The sequence below is a fragment of the Actinomyces massiliensis 4401292 genome (genome assembly GCF_000269805.1).
GTDB classification, from domain to species: domain Bacteria; phylum Actinomycetota; class Actinomycetes; order Actinomycetales; family Actinomycetaceae; genus Actinomyces; species Actinomyces massiliensis.
Genome location: NZ_JH711481.1, coordinates 144194 through 164747 on the forward strand (window position 1 = coordinate 144194; position 20554 = coordinate 164747).

Consider the following 20554-nt stretch of genomic DNA (forward strand, 5'->3'; position numbering starts at 1 on the left):
AATCATGACGGTTAGTGTGCTGGGGGTGGGGTGCTCAGGGCGGTGAGAATTTGCTCGGCCTTGGGGGTTAGTTGTGGGGTGGCGTTGATGTGGTGGCCGTTGAGGTTGATGGTGACCTCCTGGAGAGGCTTGAGGGCGCGGATGACGCGTTTGATGCTGATCCCGGTGGCCTCCTGGAGGTGGCGGGCTACGGCCAGGGAGGCCATGACCACGGTCAGGTGGGCCTCGATGGCGTCACGGGTGTGGTGGAAGACGGGGCGGGCCCTCAGGTCGTGCTTGCTCATCCGGAAAGACTGCTCGACGTGCCACAGCTCGTGGTAGGAGGAGACGACCTCACCAGCGTCCATCAGATGCGAGGGAATGTTGGTGACGTAGCCCTTGAGCCCCACCAGAGACCTGGCCCTGGCGATGGAGGCCTCATCAAGGACCTGATCGCCTTGACGGACGGTGACAAAACGCGTGGCCTTAGGGCGCTTCTCACCGGCGATGACGGCCCGGGCGCGATTCTCCTGAGCGGTGAGGGTCTGGTTGTCCCGGGCCACGCGTTTCTTGGAGTAGGCCCATACCGCTCTCCATGAGCCTGGATGGGTCTCCGGGGCCCATACCGGCTCGGCCTTGCGACTCTTGTCCCGCTCGGTGTTCGAGCCTCTTCTGGGGGTGATGGTGTCGATGACCTGGCCGTCGGCGGGGGCGTCACCGCTCCAGCGGAAGTGCGCCTCCAGGTCGCCCGGGGCGCGGGTGGTGCGGGCACCGACGATGAACCGCAGCCTCGCCTCATCCAACGCACTCAGGTTCGATGCTGACAGCATGCCTGCGTCAGCGACGATGACGAGGTCGGCGATGCCGTGGGCGGCCTGGAAGGCCTCCACGATGGGGATGATCGTGGCGGTCTCAGCCTTGTTCCCCTCCCAGCAGCCGACCTGGAGAGGGAAACCATGACGGTCGACCAGCAGCCCGACGATGATCTGGGGGTCGACCCTCCGCTCCTTGGAGTAGCCGACCTTGCGCAGCTCGTCCTCACGCTCGGCCTCGAAGTAGAGCGTGGTCACGTCATACAGGCACAGGGCCAGGCCCCCACTGGCGGTGACGTGATCGAACAGGGCCTGGGAGATCGCCTCGCGGTAGCCCCGCTCCTGGGCTCGGGCCAGGGAGCGGAACAAGGTCCGCACGCTGACCGACTCCAGTCCCAGATCACCCAGCACGCAGGGCACCTGGGCCTTGGAGGTCGGCTCGATCAAACGCGCCAGAACCATCTGCTCAAACGCCCGATCACCACCAGTAGCATCCCCCAGGCCCAGGCAGTTATACGCCCCGTGCAGAACGTCCCACAACAGGCCCGAGCGCTTGGACTCCACCACCGCGTCAGTGCCGACCGGGACTGAGACTCTTGGAAACCCCTGGACCGCTGGTGGTGTGGGGGTCAGCTCCAGGGCCAGCTGGTCCGGGGCAATGCGGTGCCGGCCGATCTCCATCAGAGCAGCCAGCTCTGCCTCAGTATGGGCCGATCCCAGGTGCTCGATGACCTTGTCCCGGCGCCCTTCCTTGACCGCGATCTGTACCGCCATCGCCCCTGAGACTGTCTTGACCTCACGCAGAAACGGGCTCACCACCACGACCCTACCGGCCCCTTAGTGTGCCAGCACACCCACAACCACCACGCAACATCAACGAAAAACCCACCTCAAAACCCAGACCCCACCAAAGTGTCACGAGTCAGGACCCTGGCTCAGACAGGGCCTGATTACTCAGGCAGAGCCCGAAAACCACCACAATCCGCCGCGCCCCCGTTCCCGGCGCACGGGTGGCTGACAGCGGATGGCAGCGACGCGGCAGCGCAGGTGTCTGCCCGATAGCCGATGGATAAGGGTAGCCTCAGAACCATGAGCTCACCCGAGACCCCAGCCTTCGAGCACCGCTCAGTCGCCCGCGTCGTCACGGACCGGCCGGCCCGCTACGGACGTCAGCTGACCTCGCACATGGGCCGCAAGATCACGACGACCTGGGACGAGGCGTCCTCGACCGGCTCGCTGTCCTTCAACCGCGAAGGCCCGGTCGTCGGAGTCGTCAGCCTGACCTGCGACGACGACGCACTCGTCCTCACGCTGCGCACCGCCGCTGAGCGCCTCGACCGCCTCGAACAGATCACTGGAATTCACCTGGCCCGTTTCGGCTACAAGGAGGGGCTCACCGTCGTCTGGACACGCGATGACGGCACTCCCAGCACCACTCAGGGCCCGCTGTCCGACGAGGATATGGCCCGCATGCGCGCCGAGCGCGAAGCCCGCCGAGCCTAAACGATTGACTCCAAGAGGGTCAGGCCCCGCCCGCTGGCATCCCTATTCTCTCCCCCACTCGACGAGAGTCGGCGCGGAGTACAACCGATCTCGACGCGGAACCGGACCGATCTCGGTGCGGAGTACGACCGATCTCGACGCGGAGTGCGACCGATCTCGACGCGGAGCCCATGCGGCTTGCGCAATAAATGCTCCGGTCAATGCGCCGTTCTCAATTCCCGAGGTCGGTGATATGCCCGGCGGGATCCTTGATCCGAGCCGTGAGCAGCAGGCCGATCACCAGAATCGTCACGATCCCGAGGATGCCCCAATGGGAGGCCTCCTTGCCGTCGATGAGAACACCGATCCAGATGAAGCCTCCGTACAGCGCCGGCGCCATGAAGGAGACGGCCCGGCCCGTCGTCGCATACAGGCCGAAGATCTCGCCTTCGCGCCCCTCGGGGATGACTCGTGCCAGGAAGGAGCGCGCTGCGGACTGGGTCGGGCCGACGCATCCGGCCAGGAGCAGGCCGAGTATCCAGAACACATTCGCCCCGCCGTTGTGCAGGAAGAACACGCCGACACCCGCGCATACGAGAATCGTGAGCGACCCGAGGATCACCTTGCGGGGACCGATGCGGTCATCGAGCCTCCCCGACACAATGGTCGCAACACCGGCGATCACATTGGCCGCAACCGCGAAGACCAGGACGTCGTCGCTGGAGAAGCCGAATGTGCTCTTGGCGATGATGCCGCCATAGGTGAAGACGCCCGCGAGCCCGTCGCGGAAAACGGCGGCGGCGAGCAGGAACCACAGCACTTCGGGGTGCGTGCGATGCAGCGCCACAAGCGTGCGCCACAGCCGCTTGTAGGAGGACCAGAGCGATTCCCGACGACGCACGCCCGTCGCCGAGCCCTGCGGCTCGGCGGGCTCGGACTCGAGTCCGGCCTTCTCCCTGTCGGCACCGCGCCGGGCATCGTCGACGATCGCCTGACGCCGCCGTCTTGCGCGGTTCCCGGACTGCGTCACCAGGACCGGAATCGCACTCAGTCCGAACCAGGCGGCGGCCATGAGCATGGAGATGCGAACACTCATGCCGTTGTCCTTGGTGACTCCGAACCAGCCGACATCGGGGTGGATGAAGCCCATGTACAGAATGAGCAGCAGGGCGATGCCCCCGACATAACCCATGCCCCAGCCGAGCCCCGAAACGGCGCCGATCCGATCCTTGGTGGCGATCTGCGGCAGGATGCCGTTGTAGTTGACGCTCGCCAGCTCGAAGAAGATATTGCCCAGCCCCAGCAGTGCAATGCCGAACCAGAGATAACCGGGCCTGGGCAGAACGAGGAACATCGCTGCGCTGATCGCCACGACAACGGCGGTGTGAACACCGAGCCAGAAGACGGTCCGCCCCGCCCGATCGGCCCGCTGACCGGTGACCGGCGCCAGCAGGGCGATGATGAATCCGGCGATCGACAGCCCGAAGGAGATCGAGGACTGGGTGGCGGCCTCCTCGCCGAAACCGGGATCGGTGAGGTAGACGGTGAAGACGAAGGTCGTGATGACCGCGTTGAAGGCGGCGCTCCCCCAGTCCCACAGCCCCCAGGCGAGGACGGGCCAGGACAGCAGGCGGGTCTGCCCGCCCGGGTGAATGCCGCTGTAGGGCTCGGGCTGGGGTCCGGTTCCCAGGTCGCCCTGGGGCTGGGGAGTCTGGGTCATGAAGGTGAGCCTACGGCCCATGAGGTGGTCGTGGGGCCGCTGGCGGTGGCCGATCGGTCACCGAGGATGGGGAGCACTGTCCCAGCTCGGCTGAGCGGCTATCTCAGAGTATTCGGAGTATCGGAGTATCGGAGTATCACTGACTATCACGAGGGCTGTCGCGCAGCGGCGAGCACTTCGGCGAGAGCGAGGTCAACCGGCGTGGTGACCTTCATGGCAAGAGGATCCCCCTCGACGACGACGACGCCACCACCGGCGGCCTCGATGAGCCCGGCGTCGTCGGAGGCGGATCGGGCCTCATCCGCGGCGCGGTCCGCACCCAGCCGATGGGCGGCGACGAGGGCGGCGGCGGCGAAGCCCTGCGGGGTCTGCACCGCCCGCAGCCGAGAACGATCGGGGGTGCCGACGACGGACTCGATCTGCACTCCTGCGCCCCGGCCCCTCTGCGCGCTGCTCCGGTCCGAGTTCGAGTGATACAGCCCAGTCTCATGATGCCCCGACTCGGAGCGGCGCGAGCGGGATCGATCCGGGCCGGCGACCTCCTTGACGGTGTCGGTCACGGGCAGGGCGGGAACGACGGCGTCGTGTCCCGCCCGGACCGCGGCCACGACGCGGCGCACGACCTCGGGCGGAGTGAGGGCGCGCGCGGCGTCGTGGACGAGGACAACGGCGGCGTCGGGATGGGCGGCCAACGCCGCAGCCAGGCCGAGGGCGACGCTGGCCTGCCGGGAGTCGGGCGACCCGGGGACGACCTCGATGGTGCCTGAGACACCGGGGCCATCGAGCCCGGCGACTTCAGCGATTCCAGCGACTTCAGTGATTCCAGCGACCTCAGCCTCGAAGCGATCGAGGTACTCCGCGGGAGCGGTGACAACAACATGACGGACGACGCCGGCGGACAGCAGACCGCGCGCCGCACGGCGGACAAGACTCTCCCCGGCGATCTCGACCAGTGCCTTGGGACCGGAGGCTCCCAGGCGCGTCCCGGAACCGGCGGCGGTCAGGACGGCGACGACGCCGCCGTCTTGGGAGCCTTGAGCATCTTTGCCGCCCGGACTTCCTGGACCGCCTTGGGCGACGTCATCGGCATCGCCGACATCACCAGTGCGCCCGCTGAACGCGCCGGCAGTCCCGCTGGCGCCATCGGCGCGACCCGGCTCGGGCACGAGCGGCCTGCGACCCTCAGGCGGCGGTGCCGGAGGCGAGGACCTCGTCGAGCTTGGACTCCGCCTGATCCTCGGCGGTCTTCTCAGCGAGGGCGAGCTCCGAGACGAGAATCTGACGAGCCTTGGACAGCATGCGCTTCTCCCCGGCCGACAGACCACGATCCGTATCCCGGCGGGACAGGTCCCGGACGACCTCGGCGACCTTAATGACATCGCCGGAGGCGATCTTCTCCTGATTAGCCTTGAATCGACGCGACCAGTTGGTGGGCTCCTCGGTCAGAGGGGCGCGCAGGACATCGAAAACCCTTTTCAGACCGGCCTCGTCCACAACATCCCGTACACCGATGAGCTCCACACTCTCCGCGGGAACGAGGATTGTCAGGTCCCCCTGCGCAACCTCGAGCTGTAGATAAGTCTTCTCCTCGCCGCGGACCTTGCGCTGGCGGATATCGATAATCCGAGCCGCACCGTGGTGGGGGTAGACGACGGTCTCGCCGACTTCAAAGGTCATGGGTGACGTCACTCCGTAACTAATGGCAGGAGCCTCAGTTTACCAGGGAATGCCGGGCTTATTCCGGGCGAGGTAGCTCACAGGCCGTCCGGAGCCGCCAGAGACCCGGAGCCGCCCGGAGGCCTCCGGGATCGTCCGGGGCCGCCCACCGTCCAGAGCCTTCGGGCCGTCTCGAGTCTTCTGAGATCACTCGGAGTCATCGGAGGCGAGCAGCATGTACCCCACTCCGCGCACAGTGGTCAGCAGTCGGGGCGCGCTCGGCTCAGCCTCGATCTTGGCTCGAATGCGCTTGACGTGGACATCAAGCGTCTTGGTATCCCCCACGTAGTTCGATCCCCAGATCGATTCAATGATCTGACTGCGAGTAAGCACGCGATCGGGATTGCGCAGGAACAGCTCGAGCAATTCGAATTCCCGTAGCGGCATGGTGACGATCTCGCCGTCGACCCGAACCTCGTGGCGTTCGACGTCCATCGCCACCCGCCCCGCGCTGAGCAGGGGCTCCTGCGGCTCGCCCTCATGGCTGCGCCGCAGGACGGCGTGCACACGGGCCAGCAGCTCCCGGTAGGAGTACGGCTTGGTGACGTAGTCGTCCGCACCGATCTCCAGACCCACGATCTTGTCGACCTCGGAATTCTTGGCGGTGAGCATGATGACGGGAACACTGGACGTGCGCCGAATACGACGGCACACCTCCGTGCCCGGCAGACGCGGGAGCATGAGATCGAGCAGCACCAGGTCGATCGTGCCGGGCCCGCCGGCCCTGCCGGCCGCCTCGAAGCGCTCCATGGCCGCGGCGCCGTCCTGGGCCTCCACAACCTCGTAGCCGTCGCGGCGCAGGCTGAGGGCGAGCGGGTCCCGATAGTTCTCCTCGTCCTCGACCAGCAGGATACGGGTCACGCCTGATCCTCGTCGGAGATCGCCGCAATGGCGGCGAAAGCCGCACCTGCAGCGCCGGAGGCGACGGCGGCGGCGGCCTCGGGCTCGGGACCGGCGCTCGCCTGGTCCGGCTGGTCCGGGATCAGCCGCGGCAGGACAAGGGTGAAGGTGGAGCCGCGCCCCGGGGTGGACCACAACTCCACCGTGCCGCCGTGGTCGGCGGCCACGTGCTTGACGATCGACAGCCCCAGGCCCGTGCCGCCGGTGGCCCGCGAACGCGCTTTGTCGACGCGGTAGAAGCGCTCGAAAACCCGCTCCTGCGCCTCCTTGGCGATTCCAATGCCCTGGTCGACGACGGCGATGCGCACCAGCTGATCGCCGGCTGACTCCGCCGCGGCCGCCTGTGAACCGCCCGAGTCGGCACTGTCAGCACCATCAGCCCTGTCAGCGCTGTCAGCACCATCCGTCGCGCCTGCGACGCCCGAGCCGCCCGCCTCGTCGACGCTGAGCCCCACGCTCACACGCGTGCGCGGACCGGAGTAGCGGATGGCGTTGTCCAGCAGATTGCGCACGGCCGTGGTGACGAGGGCGGCATCGCCGCGCACGTGCAGGCCGGGCGTGCCGCCCGCGACGAGAGTGACCTCCTTGCTCTCGGCCTCGGTGCGCACCCGGTCGATGGCCTCGGCCACCACGGCATCGAGATCGACGTCGTCGGGCTCGACCAGCGCGTCCCCCTCCTGGAGGCGGGAGAGCTCGATGATCTCCTCCACGAGCACGCCCAGGCGCGCGGACTCCTTGCGTATGCGGCCGATGTAGTTGCGGACGAGGCCGGGGTCGTCGACGGCGCCCTCGACGGTCTCCGCCAGGAGGGCGATGGCCCCGACCGGGGTCTTGAGCTCATGGGAGACGTTGGCGACGAAGTCGCGGCGCATGTCCTCCAGGCGCTTGGCGGCGGTGCGGTCGTCGATGAGGACGAGGATGCGACCGCGTCCGATGGCGGCCACGCGCACGTACAGGTAGAAGTGCCCGGCCCCGTCGACACGCCCTCGGGCGACGGTCAGCTCGGCGTCCTCGGGGTCTCCTCCCGCGCGCACTCGCGCCACCATCTCGGCCACGCGCGGCTCGCAGACCTCGTCGTCCCGCACGATGTTGAAGGTGTAGGCGGCGGAGGAGGCGCGCAGCACCTCATCGTCGTCGTCCAGCACGACGACGGTCGAGCGCAGCGCGGCCAGAACCGGCACGACCCCGCCGTCCTCGAGGGTGGAGCCCGCGGTGATGCCGTTCGAGCCCCGGTCGTAGGAGGGCGGCGCGAAGGCGAAGGCGCCGGCCGCGCCCAGACCAAGGCACACGACGGCAATGACGATCAGCAGCACAATGCTTCCCACACCCTCAAGGGTAATCGTCGAGATCGACTTTCTCGAACGAGATCGACGGTGCCGCCGTCGATCTCATCCCGAAAAGTCGACCTCGACAGGAAATCATTCAGGGACGACGGGGGATGACTGGGGATGACGGAGGATTATGGTGGCGGACAGGCGCCCGGCCTACGGGCTGCCCGCCCTCCGCGACCCGGCACAGAATCAGGAGCGACCTCGTGCGAGACATCTTCAACCAGGAGCTCAAGCAGCTCGGCTCGGATCTGGAGACCATGGCCAGGCAGGTGGCGACGGCGATCGAACGGGCCGCCGAGTCCCTGAGCAACGGGGACATCATCATCGCCGAGCAGGTCATCGACGCCGACGAGCGCATCAACGACCTGCAGCGGGACATCGACGACATGTGCATCATGCTGCTCGCCCGTCAACAGCCGGTGGCGGGCGACCTGCGCAATGTCATCTCCGCCCTGCGCATGGCCCAGACCCTCGAGCGGCAGGGGGACCTGGCTCGCCACATCGCCGCCATCGCGCGTGGACGCTACCCCGAGCCGCCGGTTCCCGAGCCGGTCATGGGCCTGATCCTGCAGATGGCCGATGCGGCCGTGCGCGCCGGCGCGGATGTCGCCCGCCTCATCGCGACCCATGACCTGGAGCTGGCGGCGCAGATCCAACGCGGCGACTCCGAGCTCGACTCCCTGCATCGCCAGTCCTTCCAGATGATCCTGGACCCCGCTCACGACTTGAGCCGCCAGCAGGTCGTCGACGCGGTCCTCATGGGGCGCTTCCTGGAGCGCTTCGGGGATCACTCGACGTCGGTGGCCCGCCGCATGGCCTACCTGGTCTCCGGCGGCGCTCCGGGCTGACCCCCTCACTCACTCTCACTCTCCCTCTCACCGAGATCGGTCGTACTCCGCACCGAGATCGGTCCGCTTCCGCGTCGAGATCGGTCGTACTCCGCGCCGAGATCGGTCACGCCCCACCCCAAAACCAGCAATAAGCGACGACGTCGGCCCGGCGCCCCATATGCAGAGGGGGTGCCGGGCCGACGTCGTGTGAATCTCTAACGGCTACACGCCGCCAGTCATTCGATCATTTGCCCTGATTGGCGACCGCGGCGATCTTCGCCTCGGCCTCGGGGTCGAGGTAGCGACCGCCCTTCTTGATCGGCTTGAGGGTCTCCTCATCCAGCTCGTACACCAGCGGGATGCCCGTGGGAATGTTGACGGCGGCAATGTCGTCGTCGGAAATACCATCAAGGTGCTTGACGATGGCGCGCAGCGAGTTGCCGTGCGCGGCGATGAGAACGACCTTCCCCGTCTTGATCTCGGGGACGATGGTGTCCTCCCAGTACGGGAGCATGCGCTCGAGAACATCCTTGAGGCACTCGGTGGCGGGGATGGGCTCGCCCGCGTAGCGGGGGTCGGCATCCTGCGAGAACTCGGTGCCGGGCTCAATGGCCGGCGGCGGAACATCGTAGGAACGGCGCCAGAGCATGAACTGATCCTCGCCGTATTCGTCACGGGTCTGCTTCTTGTTCTTGCCCTGAAGCGCTCCATAGTGGCGCTCATTGAGACGCCAGTTGCGCTCGACCGGAATCCAGTGGCGGTCGGCGGCGTCGAGAGCGAGGTTGGCTGTTGTGATCGCTCGACGCAGCATCGAGGTGAAGAGCTTCTCGGGCAGAACACCCGCCTCCTTGAGCAGTTCACCCCCGTGAGCGGCCTCGGCACGGCCCTTCTCGGACAGCGGCACATCGACCCAGCCGGTGAAGAGGTTCTTCGCATTCCATTCGCTCTCGCCGTGGCGGAGCAGCACCAGAGTGTAAGCCATGGTCCTATCTTGCCAGGCCGCAGCAGGCGCGACCAGGCCCCTGGGTCCCGAAGGACACAGGGGCCTGGTATGAGTCCGGCATGGATCTGGTACGAGTCTGGCGTGACGCATCAGCCGCGCCGAACTGTTTGGACGTTATGACTGCGCGCTCAGTTAGCGGCTTCGTAGGCCTCACGGACTGAAGCGGGGATACGGCCGCGGTCGGAGACCTCATAGCCATTAGCGCGGGCCCACTCGCGCACCTTCTGAGTGTTCGAGGAAGTCTTGGGGGCTCCGGCACGACGGCGAGTACGACGGCCGCTGACGCGCCGAGCCTTAACCGTCCACTCCTCAACGGTCTCACGCAGCGCCGCCGCGTGGTCATCATTAAGATCAATCTCGTAGGTCACGCCATCAAGAGCGAAGGTGACGGACTGGGTGGCCTCGGAGCCATCGATGTCGTCAACAAGAATGATCTGAGTCTTCTGCGCCATGGCACGCACCTTTCAGGTTGGCGGTCCTCGCTTTTGGCGAGTAAATCATCGGTGACAACGCTAAACGCAAATAGAATTGAATGCAAGCCCGAACAGGAGCCGAGTTATCCACGATCCTGGAGCCGTTTCCATCGATCTCGATGCGCCTATCGACCGATCTCAACGAACAGAAGCGGGAAGAGCCGGTAGAGCGGGTAGAGCCGTCCACAACCACCGCCCCATCGGGATGAGAAGAGCCGAGAACGGCCGCCAACAGCCGACAACAAAAAATCCCGGGACCGCACGGTCCCGGGATGACATACCTGCACAGAGCCACCTGTGGGAATCGAACCCACGACCTATTCATTACGAGTGAATCGCTCTGCCGACTGAGCTAAGGTGGCCTGCCGCAAGCGCAGCGGGTCGCACATTACCGGCCCGAACGTCGGTTGCGCAATCTGCGCGCCGAACACGCGAAAGTGGTGCTGGACACAAGGCCGCGTACGCTGCGCACACATCGTCGACGGCGGTTCATCATGCATCCCCATGCGCCCTCGCCTCGACTCGCACGTCCTCTAGTTCCCGCTAGTTACCGCTAGTTCTCACCGGCTCCCTCTAGCTCCCCCAGTTCACCGCAGTCCCGGACTCGACAATCAACGCAAGAACCGACCGCCTTCCGACACCAGAACCCAGATGATTGATTCTCAGAGTGAGGCACAAGGCGGGTTAAGGCGGACTGCCGCGTCCGGGGCCGAGAACATGCGGAGAACATGCCGAGAACATGAACGGCGCTTTGCCCCCTCAGCGGGCGTTCCTCCCACTCTTTCCGAGGGACATGCCCGAAGAATGCAAGAAACCTCCGTTCACGTGACCGGCCGCATTTGGCATCGGGACAAGAGTGGCCAGGACGGGCAAACTTCTCAACGTCCGCACCACCGCCATTGACGCCGCGCCGGGAGCGGGAGGCTCTCACATGACTCACTGCGCCCCTGCGCTCGCTTTACACCCACCGCATCTCACTATCCATTTGCCGCCGCCCACCCTCCCAGAACGCTCCCACAACTCCCCCTGAGCCCATATAACCCCCATATATCCCACGGCCCCGCACTGCGCCTATTCGAACGCATCACTGCCATGCCCGCACGGCGCGGCTGAAGCAACGCCCTATGATGCCGCTCATGCCCAGCACACTGATCGCGCCCGCCGCATCCGCACCCGAAGTCCACATCACCTACACCGGCGGCACCATCGGAATGGTCGAATCCCCACACGGGCTCATTCCCGGCGCCGATCTCGACAGCTGGCTCGCCGAACTCCTCGAAGGCACCGCCCTCGCCGGGCGGGTCTCGCTGACCGTCCTCGATCCGCTCATCGACTCCGCCAACGCCACCCCCGAGTCGTGGCAGGCGATCATCGACGACCTGCGCGCGCACCGCGCCGCAACTCCAGCAGACGGTGCCGACGGCATCAACGGCGCCGACGGCGTCAAGAGCTACGTCGTCCTCCACGGCACCGACACGATGGCCTACACCTCGGCAGCGCTGTCCTACGCGCTGACCGACTTCGACCGCCCGGTGGTCGTGACCGGCGCCCAGCTGCCCCTGAGCGCCATCGGCTCGGATGCGGCGTCCAACGTCACCGGGGCCCTCAACGCCGCCACAAGCGGGCGGGCGGACGGCGTCAGCCTCTTCTTCGGCCATCACCTGCTGGCCGGCAACCGCGCCACCAAGACCAGCTCATGGGCCTTCGAGGGCTTCGCCTCCCCCGGCGCAGCGCCATTGGCGACCGCCGGGGCCCCCTGGCGGTGGGCCCGGCATCCTGCACCCGGCGCGGAGCGTCCGGCCCTCCCCCACTGCGCAGATCGGGCGCGCCCCCTGCCGTACGAGCGCCACGACGTCGCCGTCGTCGATCTCGCCCCGGGGATCACCGCCGCCCGGTTGCGGGCCATGGTCACCCCCCGGCCGGAGGCGGTGATCCTGCGCGCCTTCGGGGTGGGCAACGTCCCGAGCGCAGAGCCCGGACTGACCGAGGTCATCGCAGACGCCATCGAGGCGGGCACGGCCGTGATCGTCGCCTCCCAGTGCCATGAGGCCGAGGTGCGGCTGGGCCACTACGAGGCGGGCGACGCGATCGCACGGGCCGGGGCGGTGGGCAGTTCCGACATGACGCTGGAGGCGGCCTACGCCAAGGCGCAGTTCCTCCTGGCGCAAGGCCTGCGGGGCGATGAGCTGGCCGCATGGATGAGCCGCTCGATCGCGGGCGAGCTCACCGAGTCGCGCAACCGCTGAGGATCACGGGCAGGCCGCCGCAGGAGGGCGCAGGAGGGGACGACGTCGCGCAGGACGGGCCAGTCCCGAGGCCCGCCCGGGCGGTCACCCGCCGGACGCCGGTGCGGCTCACTTGTCGGCGGCGCAGGTCAGCCCCTCCTCCGGCAGCTGACCGGCGAGCAGGTAGGAATCGACGGCGCGGGAGATGCAGTCGCCCGCACGGCCGTAGGCGGTGTGCCCCTGGCCCTCCCAGGTGAGCAGGTGACCGTCGTCGAGCTGGGAGGCCAGTGACTCGCTCCACGCGTAGGGCGTAGCCGGGTCATCCTTCGTGCCGATGACGAGGATCGGGGCGGCGCCGGAGGCGTGAATGGGGTCGCGCGTCCGGGTCGCCTCATGCCCCCATACCTGGCAGTACAGGTCCGAATAGGTCAGCACACTCCCGAAGGTCGGCGAGGCCTCTTCGATCTCCTCGGCCTCGGCATCCCACGATTCGGTATCGCCGACGACGGGGTAGTCCAGGCAGTTGATCGCGCTGATGACTTCTGCGCCGTTGTCCTTGTAGGTGCCGTCGGCATTGCGCGAGGACAGCTGATCGGAGATGGAGAGCAGGGTCGAGCCGTCGTCCTGGTCCATGGCCCGCGTCAATCCCTGGGTGAGCGCGGGCCAGGACTTGGTCTGGTACATGCCCTTGAGAATCGAGTCCAGAGCCAGCGAGTAGGTCAGCGGTCGATTCGGGTCCGAGGTCTTGAGGGGCAGAGTCCGAGTCTGGTCGAGGAAGTCCCGTACCTGCTTGACGCCGGAGTCGGCATCACCCGTCAGCGGGCAGTTCTTGGCGCTCTGACAGTCCTCAACATAGGCGCGCAGAAGGCTTTCGAAGCCCTGGGCCTGCCCCAGTGATATCTGCCCGGCGGTCAGGGTCGGATCGACTGCGCCGTCGAGCGCCATCCGTCCGACATTGCCGGGGAACAGCTCGGCATACGTGGCCCCGAGGTAGGTTCCGTAGGAGTAGCCGAGATAACTCAGGGCACTGTCGCCGACAGCCGCCCGCAGGATGTCGAGATCACGGGCCGCCGAGATGGTGTCGATGTGGTCGAGCAGACCCGGGATGCTCATCGCGGACTCGCATTTGGCCTTGAGTTCGGAGGCGTGCTCGGTGATATTGGCCCGTTCCTCCTCAGCCGAGTCCTTGCGGCTGACCGGATCGGAGCCGTCGTCCGAGCGCTTGGCGTCGAGCTCGGCGTCGGTCAGGCAGTCCACGGCGGCGGAGCCGCCCACGCCGCGGGGGTCGAAGCCCACGATGTCGTAGGACTCGAGCAGATCGTCGGTGAAGTAGCCCTTGGCGCTCTCCACCAGGTTGATGCCCGAGCCCCCCGGCCCGCCGGGGTTGATGAACAAGGATCCGATGCTGGTGCCGCTCGCCGAGCGGCGCTTGAGAGCGAGCTCGATAGTGGCGCCGCCGGGTTCGTCGTAATTCAGCGGCACGGTCACGCGTGCGCAGGAGAAGGTCCCGGGACCGGTGTCGGCATCGGCCTCCTGCATGCCGCCCTTCTCGCCACAGGGATACCAGTGGATGTCCTGGTAGTAGAACGTCTCGAGCTCTGTCGGTGCGGGAACCGGATCATTGGCGACTGCGGGTGTGGGCGTCACCGCGGGGCCACCGCCGCAGGACGCCATCGTCACGGCCGCCACGAGGGCGGTGGCCGCCGCAAGAGCGCGACGGGCACGGGAACGCATACGCAAAGTGCTCACACCAGCAGCCTAACCGTGCTGATTCGCGCGTGACTCCCCTTTCCGAAGCCGCTCACCGACGGCGTGTCGTCTGCGCACGACCAGCGACGCCCCCTTCACGCCTGGGGGCGCAGCTGGACCATGAGGGATTCGATGGCCAGAAGCGGGGCCGCGTTGGAGCGCAGCCGCGTCCGGCACTCCTCGATCGCGGCGATGCGCGCCAGGGACTGCTCGGGACCGGTGGCGGCGGCGACCTGGTCGAGGGCCTCGGACAGATCGATGTTGACCCGTTCGACGTCGCTGCCCATCTGGGCGGCGAGCACGTCGCGGTAGAAGGAGAGCAGGTCGATCATGGCCCGATCCAGGACGTCGGTGCGGGCGCGCCGGGCACGGCGCTTCTGGTCCTCCTCCAGCTGGCGGACCTGGGCGCGCAGCGCCGGCGGCACCTTGGACTCCCCCTCCAGGCCCAGAGCCCGAAGCAGAGCCGCCTTCTCCCGCGCGTCGCGCTCGGTGGTGGCGTCCTTGGCCTCCGACTCGGCCGCCTCGACGAGGTCTGCGGCCGCCAGGACCGCATCCCCGACGCTGCGCAGGGAGACTGGCGCCAGCAGGAGCCGACGCCGGCGCTCCCAGGCATCCGGGTCGGTGGCCAGGTGCCGGGCAAGCCCAATGTGGGACTGACTGGCCCTGGCGGCTCGCGCGGCAAGGTCGGGATCAGCGCCGTCGCGGCGCACGAGCAGTTCGGCGACGGCGTCGGCCGGCGGGATGCGCAGGGTCACCAGGCGGCACCGGGAGCGGATCGTGGGCAGGACGTCGTCGGCGCTCGGGGTGCACAGGAGCCACACCGTCTGCGGCGGGGGCTCCTCGATGGACTTCAGCAGCACGTTGGTGGTGCGCTCGGCCATGCGGTCGGCGTCCTCGACGAGGATGACGCGCCAGCGGCCCGTCCAGGGGCGGCGCTGCGCCTCCCCGATGAGCCCCTTGACCTCCTCCATGGTGATGAGGAGCTTCTCGGTGGCCAGGCGCACGACATCGGGGTGGACGCCGCTCATGACGTCCCGGCAGGGCTTGCACTGCCCGCAGCCGGGAGTAGGGCCGGTGCACTGCAGGGCGGCCGCGAAGGCGCGGGCGGCGTTCGAGCGCCCCGAACCGGGCGGGCCCGTGACCAGCCAGGCGTGGGTCATGGCCGAGCCGTCGGTCGTATCCGCAGCACCGGCGGCTCCGGCATCACCGGGGACCTCGGGGGCGGTCCCGCTCCCAGTCCCGCGCCCGGTCCGACTCGAAGTCCGCGGCGCCTCCGCAGCGCTCTCGCGCGTCTCGGCGACGGTCCGGGCCGAGCGGGCGGCCGCCTCGAAGACGCCGACGACGGCCTCCTGCCCGACGACGTCATCCCATACGCCCATCAGCGCTCACCTGCCCGCCGAGCCGCGGAATTCTCGGACCCGCTGGAATCACTGGAATCGTCGCCGAGAGCGCTCCCGGGCAGGCGCGCGAGGAGGGGCCGGACGGCGGCGGCGACGGCGTCGGCCACCGCCTCGACGGGCCGGTCGGCGTCGATGACGACGAACCTGTCGGGCTCGGCATCGGCAAGAGCGAGGAACTGAGCGCGCAGGGCGGCGTGGAAGGCGTCGGGCTCGCGCTCGAGCCGGTCCGTCGCGCCGCGCGCCATGGTGCGGCGCGAGGCGATGTCCGGCTCGGCATCGAGCAGGATGGTGAGGTCCGGGAGCAGGGCGTCGGTGGCCCACAGGGACAGCTCGCGGACCTCCTGGGTGCCCAGCGCCCGGGCGGCGCCCTGGTAGGCAACCGAGGAGTCGAGGTAGCGGTCGGTCAGGACCACGTCACCGCGCTCGAGGGCGGGGCGGATCCTGGTGGCGACGTGGTGGGCGCGGTCGGCGGCGTACAGGAGGGCCTCGGCGCGGGGGGAGATGTCGTCGCCGTGCAGGAGGAGGCGCCGGATCTCGATCCCCAGGTCCGTGCCCCCGGGCTCGCGGGTCGCCTCGCATTCAACGCCCGCCTCCTTAAGCAGCTCGGCGAGGATGCGGATCTGGGTGGTCTTACCGACGCCGTCGCCGCCTTCGAAGGAGATGAACAGGCCCGGATGCGCGGCACCCGGTGCGTCGGGCGCGTTGAGGACGGCCCGCGGTTGGGAGGCGTTGTCGGTCACGGCGTCAGCGTAGCTTGGCTGAGCACGGGGCAGCCCGGGGTGCGCGACGCGCGAGGGCAGGTGATGCGGGAACTCGGCTCCGCCTGCCGCCCCCATCGCCGAGATCGGTCGTACTCCGCATCGAAATCGGTCCGGTTCCGCATCGAAATCGGTCGTACTCCGGCTCGAGATCGGTCGTACTCCGCCGCGAAATCGGTCCACTTCCGCACCGAGATCGGTCGCATTCCGCCGCGAGATCGGTCCACTTCCGCACCGACATCGGCCGTGTTCCGGTTTGGGGTTGTGGGTGTGGTTGTCTGCGGTGTTGCACATGGGAGGGTGGGGGTTTTGTGGGGGTGGGGGGTTGGTTTTTGTTGCGATAGTGGGCTTTTCTGGTGATCATGGTGTGTGGTGGTCGGGTTCCCATGTGCGTTGAGGGGGTCCGTGCACATGGGAGCGGGATCATGGTCGTTGCTGATGTTGCTGTTCCGCATGATTTCGCGATTTCTGCTGACACGGAGCACGCGCAAATGTGCAACATCCACCACCCCAGCACACGCAGCACCCGCAGAGCCACCCCGAAGCAGTGAAACCCGACTCGTACGATCACCAGCTCCAAGACATCACACCCCACACCGGACTTCGACCGATCTCGATGCGGAAGTGGACCGATCTCGACGCAGACTTCAACCGATCTCGATGCGGATTACGACCGATCTCGACGCGGAGCAGCGCCCGTTGCGGCCAGGCTGCGGGCAGCCGCGACCACAGCGGCGCGACGCCTGCGATGCTCGTCCTCAGTGGGCGGCCCGCACAGCATCCGGGTCACCTGAGGCACCGTCGACCACCATCCGGCAATCGACAGCACGAGCAGAATCAGGTGCGCGGCATCAATATCGTCCGTGATGGTGCCGGCCTCCTGCCCCTTGACGACGGCAGCGGACTTGTAGCCGTAGTACTCGCGGCGCTGGTCCTCATCGGGCACCTCGCCATCGAATACCAGCGCCTCCCACCGCAACAGGCGGATCAGCTCGGGCCGCTCGCGGTGGTAGTCGTAGATCCGTCCGGCGTAGTCCCCGATGTCCTCGGTGGCGAACGAGGTCACCGGCACCGACTGGGCGACCTGCGCCAGCTCGTCGCGCAGCACTGCCGCGAAGAGCTTCTGCTTGCCGCCGAAGTAGTTGTACACCCGCTCCTTGTTGACTCCGGCCTTCTTCGCGATCCGCTCGATCGTCGTGCCATCGGGACCGCACTCGGCGAACTCCGCCGTCGCGGCCTCCTTGATCCTGCGCCTGGTCCCCTCCGTGTCCCACGCCATGACCTGAGCCGCACCTCCTCCATCTCCAACGTTGAGGTTGCCCCTCGAGGCAGAACAGTACTACGGTAATTTCCAACGTAAGCGTTGGAAGGAAGAGCGCATGGGCCAGAACCTCCCCCAACCAGAGACACCCACCTCTGAGGTGCACCCCTCACGCCCCTCAACCGAACCGAACTTCCCCGCCGGCAGGAGCGTCATCGTCATCCTGGTGGTGACGGCCCTGTTCGTTCTCACGCAGCTCTACGCCGCGATCCCGCTATCGACTCCGGTGTCCTCCGCCCTGGGAGGCGATGCGACGTTCGCCCTCTCGACGAGTTTCAGCCTCACCTATGCCGCAGGCTTTCTCATCTGGGGCCCGGTCTCAGACCGATACGGCCGAAAGCGGGTCATGGCGATCGCCGTCGGCGTGCTCGCCGTCACCACCCTCCTGTGCGCGCTGGCATCCTCCCCGTCCGCCATGACACTGCTGCGCGCCCTGCAAGGCCTGTCCGCCTCCGGATTCGCCCCCGTGGCACTGGCCTATCTCGCAGAAGCGGTCGCACCCGCCAGACGAGCCGGGGCGATCGGAGCGATGTCGACCTCGTTCCTGGTCGCCGGCATCTTCGGCCAGGTGCTCGCCTCCGCGATCGCGCTGCGCGCCGGCTGGCCGTGGTTCTTCGTACTCTGCGGCATTGTCCTCGCGATCGCATTCGCATTGATCCTCGCGGCGGCGACCGAGGCGCCCCGGCATGCACCATCACCCTCGCTCCTCGCGCAGTTCGCCAACCTCGCCCGCCTGCTGACCATGCCGGTGATCGTGCTGCTCAGCATCGCCCACATCTCGCTCCTACTGTCCTTCGTCGCCCTCTACACCGGCATCGGACAGCACCTGCAGAGCCTCGACATGCCCGCCTCCGCCACCGTCCTGATCCGACTGGCGGCATTGCCCGCGATGTTCATCAGTCTGAGCGTCGGCGCTCTGGCCCAGCGACTGGCCATGGCCCGGGTGGCCCAGCTCGGCTTCACCCTGGCCGCCGTCGGGATGCTCGGGGAGGTCGCACTGTCCGGAACCATCCCCGGTCTCATCGCCGCGAGCATCGTCTACGTCGCCGGGGTGGCGCTGGCCGTGCCGTCCATGATCAACCTCTACGGCGAGGCGGCCGCGCCGAACCGGGGAAGCGGAATGGCGATCAACGGCTTCGTCCTGTTCATCGGGGCCGGCATCGGTTCCGTCGTCGGCACGACGTTCGCGAGCCTGAGCACCCTCGCCATCGTCCTGGTCGCGCTTCTCGCCGTCGCCGCCGCATCCGTGGGAGCCGTCTCGGCGCTCACCCGGAGGGCCGCCCATGATTGACGTCCTGCTTCTGGGCGCGACCGGACGAACCGGCACCGCCCTGCTGCGCCATCGCCCTCGGAACGCGCGCCTGCACCTGGGAGTGCGAATCCGCGGCGGCACACGGCCGTCGTCAGTACCCGACGGCGACGACGTGCGCGCCATCGACCTGACCGATCCCGTTCTTATGCGAGCGGCGCTCTCGGGCATCGACGTCGTCGTCAACGCGATCCGTCTGCCCGGCGAGATCCCGGCGACGGCGCTGATCGACCTCCACGAGCGGATCGCCACCGCGCGCGATGAGCGGCGCGAGGAGCGCGAAGGCCCCCTGATCATCCACGTCGGCGGGGCCGGGTCGCTCCACCTGGGCGACGGCCGGCGCTTCTGGCAGGACCCGGCCTTCCCCGCCGTGACACTGCCGCGCGGCGTGGCCCACGCCGCGCTTCGCGACCACCTGGAGTCCGGAACGACTTCGAGCAACTGGGCGTACCTCATTCCACCGCCCGGCTACGTCCCCGAGGGCCGATTCACAGGCGCCTACCGCAGGCTTGCACCGTCCGACGACGAACGAGCACTCCTGCGATCCACGATCAGCTACGAGGACTTCTCCCTCGCCCTTGCCGACGCGATCCACGAGCACTGGAGCGGAACTCATCTGATCTCAGCCGGCTGCACGTCCATGCCCTGACGATGCGTCGCAGTTGGACCGATCTCGACGCGGAGTGCGACCGATCTCGGGGCGGAAGTGGACCGATCTCGACGATGGCTCGCCCCTACCTCTTGTCCTCAGTCTGGTTCTTGATCGTGTTGCCGTTGCCGAGGTCCTGGATCTGCGGAGTGTTCCCGGCCCACAGCACGGTGTTGTAGCTACTGGTGACGGTGACATTCTTGGTATCGCGCACGTAGACGTGGTTGCTGCTACCGTCATTGATGACGACGTTCTCGGCATAATCGACAAGAACGGTGACGCCACTGCCGTTGATCGTCAGGTTCGTGACGTCGCCCTCGATGTGAATGGTGTCGTACGAGCGGTCGACGACGACCTGCCCGTTGACAGGCGTCATCGTCTTCCTGGTGGAGCGCTGGTCCGCACTGAACCAGTCGTCACTGGTGATGGTGGCTCCCGCGCCCGGGCGCTCGGGGTCGGGGGACGCGGTCCCCGTGGCGCCATCGCCCACCAGTGGGGGAAGCACAGTGGGACTGCTGCTCGGCGACGGCACGGACGGAGCCGGCGCGGGCGAGAACGTGGCCGGATCCTGCGACGCACTGCCATTGGTGGGAGTGGCGGAGGAGGAGCTGCCGGCCGACTCGGAGGATGCGCTCGGGGAGTCGGTGGAGTCCGTCGAGCCGCCGCCCGCACGGTCCAGGGTGATCGAGCAGGCCCCCAGTCCGGTGCTCAGGGCCAGCGCGCACGCCAGGGCGGCCACCAGACGACGGGAGGAGCGAGTCCGCACGGCGCCGTCTGCGGAGGTCGATGACGCAGATGACGCACCGGCGGCGGAATCTGTCGGGAATGCAGTCGGAAACTCAATCGGGAACTCAGATGGGATCTCGGAGGCGGGTGTCATGGGACTCTCCTTGAAGG

Annotated in this window: 18 protein-coding genes and 1 tRNA gene; 5 read left to right on the forward strand and 14 right to left on the reverse strand. The window is 67.6% G+C overall.

The window, feature by feature from the left end; all coding sequences use genetic code 11:
• Positions 1-11 precede the first annotated feature (11 nt).
• The gene (locus W5W_RS0100615; RefSeq protein WP_017193922.1) at positions 12-1565 is read right to left on the reverse strand and encodes an IS1634 family transposase; all 1554 of its coding nucleotides are present in this window, start codon (positions 1563-1565) and stop codon (positions 12-14) included.
• 315 nt (positions 1566-1880) lie between these two features.
• Between W5W_RS0100615 and W5W_RS0100620 the strand changes: the two genes are divergently transcribed.
• On the forward strand, positions 1881-2294 hold the full coding sequence (locus W5W_RS0100620) for a DUF2218 domain-containing protein (RefSeq protein WP_017193923.1): 414 nt from the start codon (positions 1881-1883) through the stop codon (positions 2292-2294).
• A 211-nt stretch (positions 2295-2505) separates the two neighbouring features.
• Here the strand turns inward: W5W_RS0100620 and W5W_RS0100625 are convergent, their stop codons facing one another.
• The 5 genes from W5W_RS0100625 to W5W_RS0100645 form a co-directional block, all read right to left on the reverse strand.
• Positions 2506-3993, reverse strand: coding sequence for an MFS transporter (locus tag W5W_RS0100625; RefSeq protein WP_034498508.1), 1488 nt, complete (start codon positions 3991-3993; stop codon positions 2506-2508).
• A 146-nt stretch (positions 3994-4139) separates the two neighbouring features.
• A complete protein-coding gene (locus W5W_RS0100630) occupies positions 4140-5159 on the reverse strand; it encodes an IspD/TarI family cytidylyltransferase (RefSeq protein WP_017193925.1) in 1020 nt (339 codons plus the stop codon).
• Between the two features lie 16 nt (positions 5160-5175).
• Entirely contained in the window at positions 5176-5670 is a 495-nt protein-coding gene (locus W5W_RS0100635; RefSeq protein ID WP_008731110.1) for a CarD family transcriptional regulator, read from the reverse strand.
• Positions 5671-5856: 186 nt separating this feature from the next.
• The gene (locus W5W_RS0100640) at positions 5857-6570 is read right to left on the reverse strand and encodes a response regulator transcription factor (protein WP_017193926.1); all 714 of its coding nucleotides are present in this window, start codon (positions 6568-6570) and stop codon (positions 5857-5859) included.
• Positions 6567-7934, reverse strand: a complete 1368-nt coding sequence (locus W5W_RS0100645; protein ID WP_017193927.1) for a sensor histidine kinase — start codon at positions 7932-7934, stop codon at positions 6567-6569. The genes W5W_RS0100640 and W5W_RS0100645 overlap by 4 nt, the downstream gene beginning before the upstream one ends.
• Before the next feature lie 209 nt (positions 7935-8143).
• Here W5W_RS0100645 and phoU point away from each other — a divergent pair, with 209 nt between their 5' ends.
• Complete coding sequence (gene phoU / locus W5W_RS0100650) at positions 8144-8788, forward strand: phosphate signaling complex protein PhoU (RefSeq protein WP_008731095.1); 645 nt, start codon at positions 8144-8146, stop codon at positions 8786-8788.
• Positions 8789-9014: 226 nt separating this feature from the next.
• Here phoU and W5W_RS0100655 read toward each other — a convergent pair whose 3' ends face one another.
• The 3 genes from W5W_RS0100655 to W5W_RS0100665 all read right to left on the reverse strand — a co-directional run bounded on the left by W5W_RS0100655 (position 9015) and on the right by W5W_RS0100665 (position 10608).
• Positions 9015-9752 (reverse strand): phosphoglyceromutase, encoded by a 738-nt coding sequence (locus tag W5W_RS0100655; protein WP_017193928.1) that lies wholly within the window; start codon positions 9750-9752, stop codon positions 9015-9017.
• A 149-nt stretch (positions 9753-9901) separates the two neighbouring features.
• The gene (locus W5W_RS0100660; RefSeq protein ID WP_008731090.1) at positions 9902-10225 is read right to left on the reverse strand and encodes a histone-like nucleoid-structuring protein Lsr2; all 324 of its coding nucleotides are present in this window, start codon (positions 10223-10225) and stop codon (positions 9902-9904) included.
• Between the two features lie 310 nt (positions 10226-10535).
• Positions 10536-10608: transfer RNA gene (locus W5W_RS0100665), tRNA-Thr, on the reverse strand.
• Positions 10609-11370: 762 nt separating this feature from the next.
• Here W5W_RS0100665 and W5W_RS0100670 point away from each other — a divergent pair.
• Positions 11371-12492, forward strand: a complete 1122-nt coding sequence (locus tag W5W_RS0100670; RefSeq protein WP_017193929.1) for an asparaginase — start codon at positions 11371-11373, stop codon at positions 12490-12492.
• A 108-nt stretch (positions 12493-12600) separates the two neighbouring features.
• On the opposite strand, the gene W5W_RS0100675 is transcribed toward W5W_RS0100670, so the two are convergent.
• The 4 genes from W5W_RS0100675 to W5W_RS0100690 form a co-directional block, all read right to left on the reverse strand.
• Positions 12601-14205, reverse strand: a complete 1605-nt coding sequence (locus tag W5W_RS0100675) for an alpha/beta hydrolase (RefSeq protein ID WP_017193930.1) — start codon at positions 14203-14205, stop codon at positions 12601-12603.
• A gap of 110 nt (positions 14206-14315) precedes the next feature.
• Complete coding sequence (locus tag W5W_RS0100680) at positions 14316-15599, reverse strand: DNA polymerase III subunit delta' (protein WP_017193931.1); 1284 nt, start codon at positions 15597-15599, stop codon at positions 14316-14318.
• Positions 15599-16456, reverse strand: coding sequence for a dTMP kinase (tmk, locus tag W5W_RS0100685; protein ID WP_017193932.1), 858 nt, complete (start codon positions 16454-16456; stop codon positions 15599-15601). Before tmk ends, W5W_RS0100680 begins: the two co-directional genes overlap by 1 nt.
• A 589-nt stretch (positions 16457-17045) precedes the next feature.
• The gene (locus W5W_RS0100690) at positions 17046-17657 is read right to left on the reverse strand and encodes a TetR/AcrR family transcriptional regulator (RefSeq protein WP_017193933.1); all 612 of its coding nucleotides are present in this window, start codon (positions 17655-17657) and stop codon (positions 17046-17048) included.
• Positions 17658-17757: 100 nt separating this feature from the next.
• On the opposite strand from W5W_RS0100690, the gene W5W_RS0100695 reads away from it, so the two are divergent.
• Together W5W_RS0100695 and W5W_RS0100700 are read left to right on the forward strand one after the other, a co-directional pair.
• Positions 17758-18990, forward strand: a complete 1233-nt coding sequence (locus W5W_RS0100695) for an MFS transporter (RefSeq protein WP_017193934.1) — start codon at positions 17758-17760, stop codon at positions 18988-18990.
• The gene (locus tag W5W_RS0100700; RefSeq protein ID WP_008731106.1) at positions 18983-19657 is read left to right on the forward strand and encodes an NAD(P)-dependent oxidoreductase; all 675 of its coding nucleotides are present in this window, start codon (positions 18983-18985) and stop codon (positions 19655-19657) included. Before W5W_RS0100695 ends, W5W_RS0100700 begins: the two co-directional genes overlap by 8 nt.
• Positions 19658-19742: 85 nt before the next feature.
• Here W5W_RS0100700 and W5W_RS0100705 read toward each other — a convergent pair whose 3' ends face one another.
• Entirely contained in the window at positions 19743-20537 is a 795-nt protein-coding gene (locus tag W5W_RS0100705) for a DUF3060 domain-containing protein (protein WP_017193935.1), read from the reverse strand.
• Positions 20538-20554: the final 17 nt, after the last annotated feature.

Bases quoted from the DNA above. Each gene is read 5' to 3' on its own strand.
- W5W_RS0100615 (WP_017193922.1), bottom strand. From the start codon at position 1,565: ATGGCGGTACAGATCGCGGTCAAGGAAGGGCGCCGGGACAAGGTCATC.
- W5W_RS0100620 (WP_017193923.1), top strand. From the start codon at position 1,881: ATGAGCTCACCCGAGACCCCAGCCTTCGAGCACCGCTCAGTCGCCCGC.
- W5W_RS0100625 (WP_034498508.1), bottom strand. From the start codon at position 3,993: ATGACCCAGACTCCCCAGCCCCAGGGCGACCTGGGAACCGGACCCCAG.
- W5W_RS0100635 (WP_008731110.1), bottom strand. From the start codon at position 5,670: ATGACCTTTGAAGTCGGCGAGACCGTCGTCTACCCCCACCACGGTGCG.
- W5W_RS0100655 (WP_017193928.1), bottom strand. From the start codon at position 9,752: ATGGCTTACACTCTGGTGCTGCTCCGCCACGGCGAGAGCGAATGGAAT.
- W5W_RS0100660 (WP_008731090.1), bottom strand. From the start codon at position 10,225: ATGGCGCAGAAGACTCAGATCATTCTTGTTGACGACATCGATGGCTCC.
- W5W_RS0100670 (WP_017193929.1), top strand. From the start codon at position 11,371: ATGATGCCGCTCATGCCCAGCACACTGATCGCGCCCGCCGCATCCGCA.
- W5W_RS0100675 (WP_017193930.1), bottom strand. From the start codon at position 14,205: ATGCGTTCCCGTGCCCGTCGCGCTCTTGCGGCGGCCACCGCCCTCGTG.
- W5W_RS0100680 (WP_017193931.1), bottom strand. From the start codon at position 15,599: ATGGGCGTATGGGATGACGTCGTCGGGCAGGAGGCCGTCGTCGGCGTC.
- tmk (WP_017193932.1), bottom strand. From the start codon at position 16,456: ATGGGGGCGGCAGGCGGAGCCGAGTTCCCGCATCACCTGCCCTCGCGC.
- W5W_RS0100690 (WP_017193933.1), bottom strand. From the start codon at position 17,657: ATGGCGTGGGACACGGAGGGGACCAGGCGCAGGATCAAGGAGGCCGCG.
- W5W_RS0100695 (WP_017193934.1), top strand. From the start codon at position 17,758: ATGGGCCAGAACCTCCCCCAACCAGAGACACCCACCTCTGAGGTGCAC.
- W5W_RS0100700 (WP_008731106.1), top strand. From the start codon at position 18,983: ATGATTGACGTCCTGCTTCTGGGCGCGACCGGACGAACCGGCACCGCC.
- W5W_RS0100705 (WP_017193935.1), bottom strand. From the start codon at position 20,537: ATGACACCCGCCTCCGAGATCCCATCTGAGTTCCCGATTGAGTTTCCG.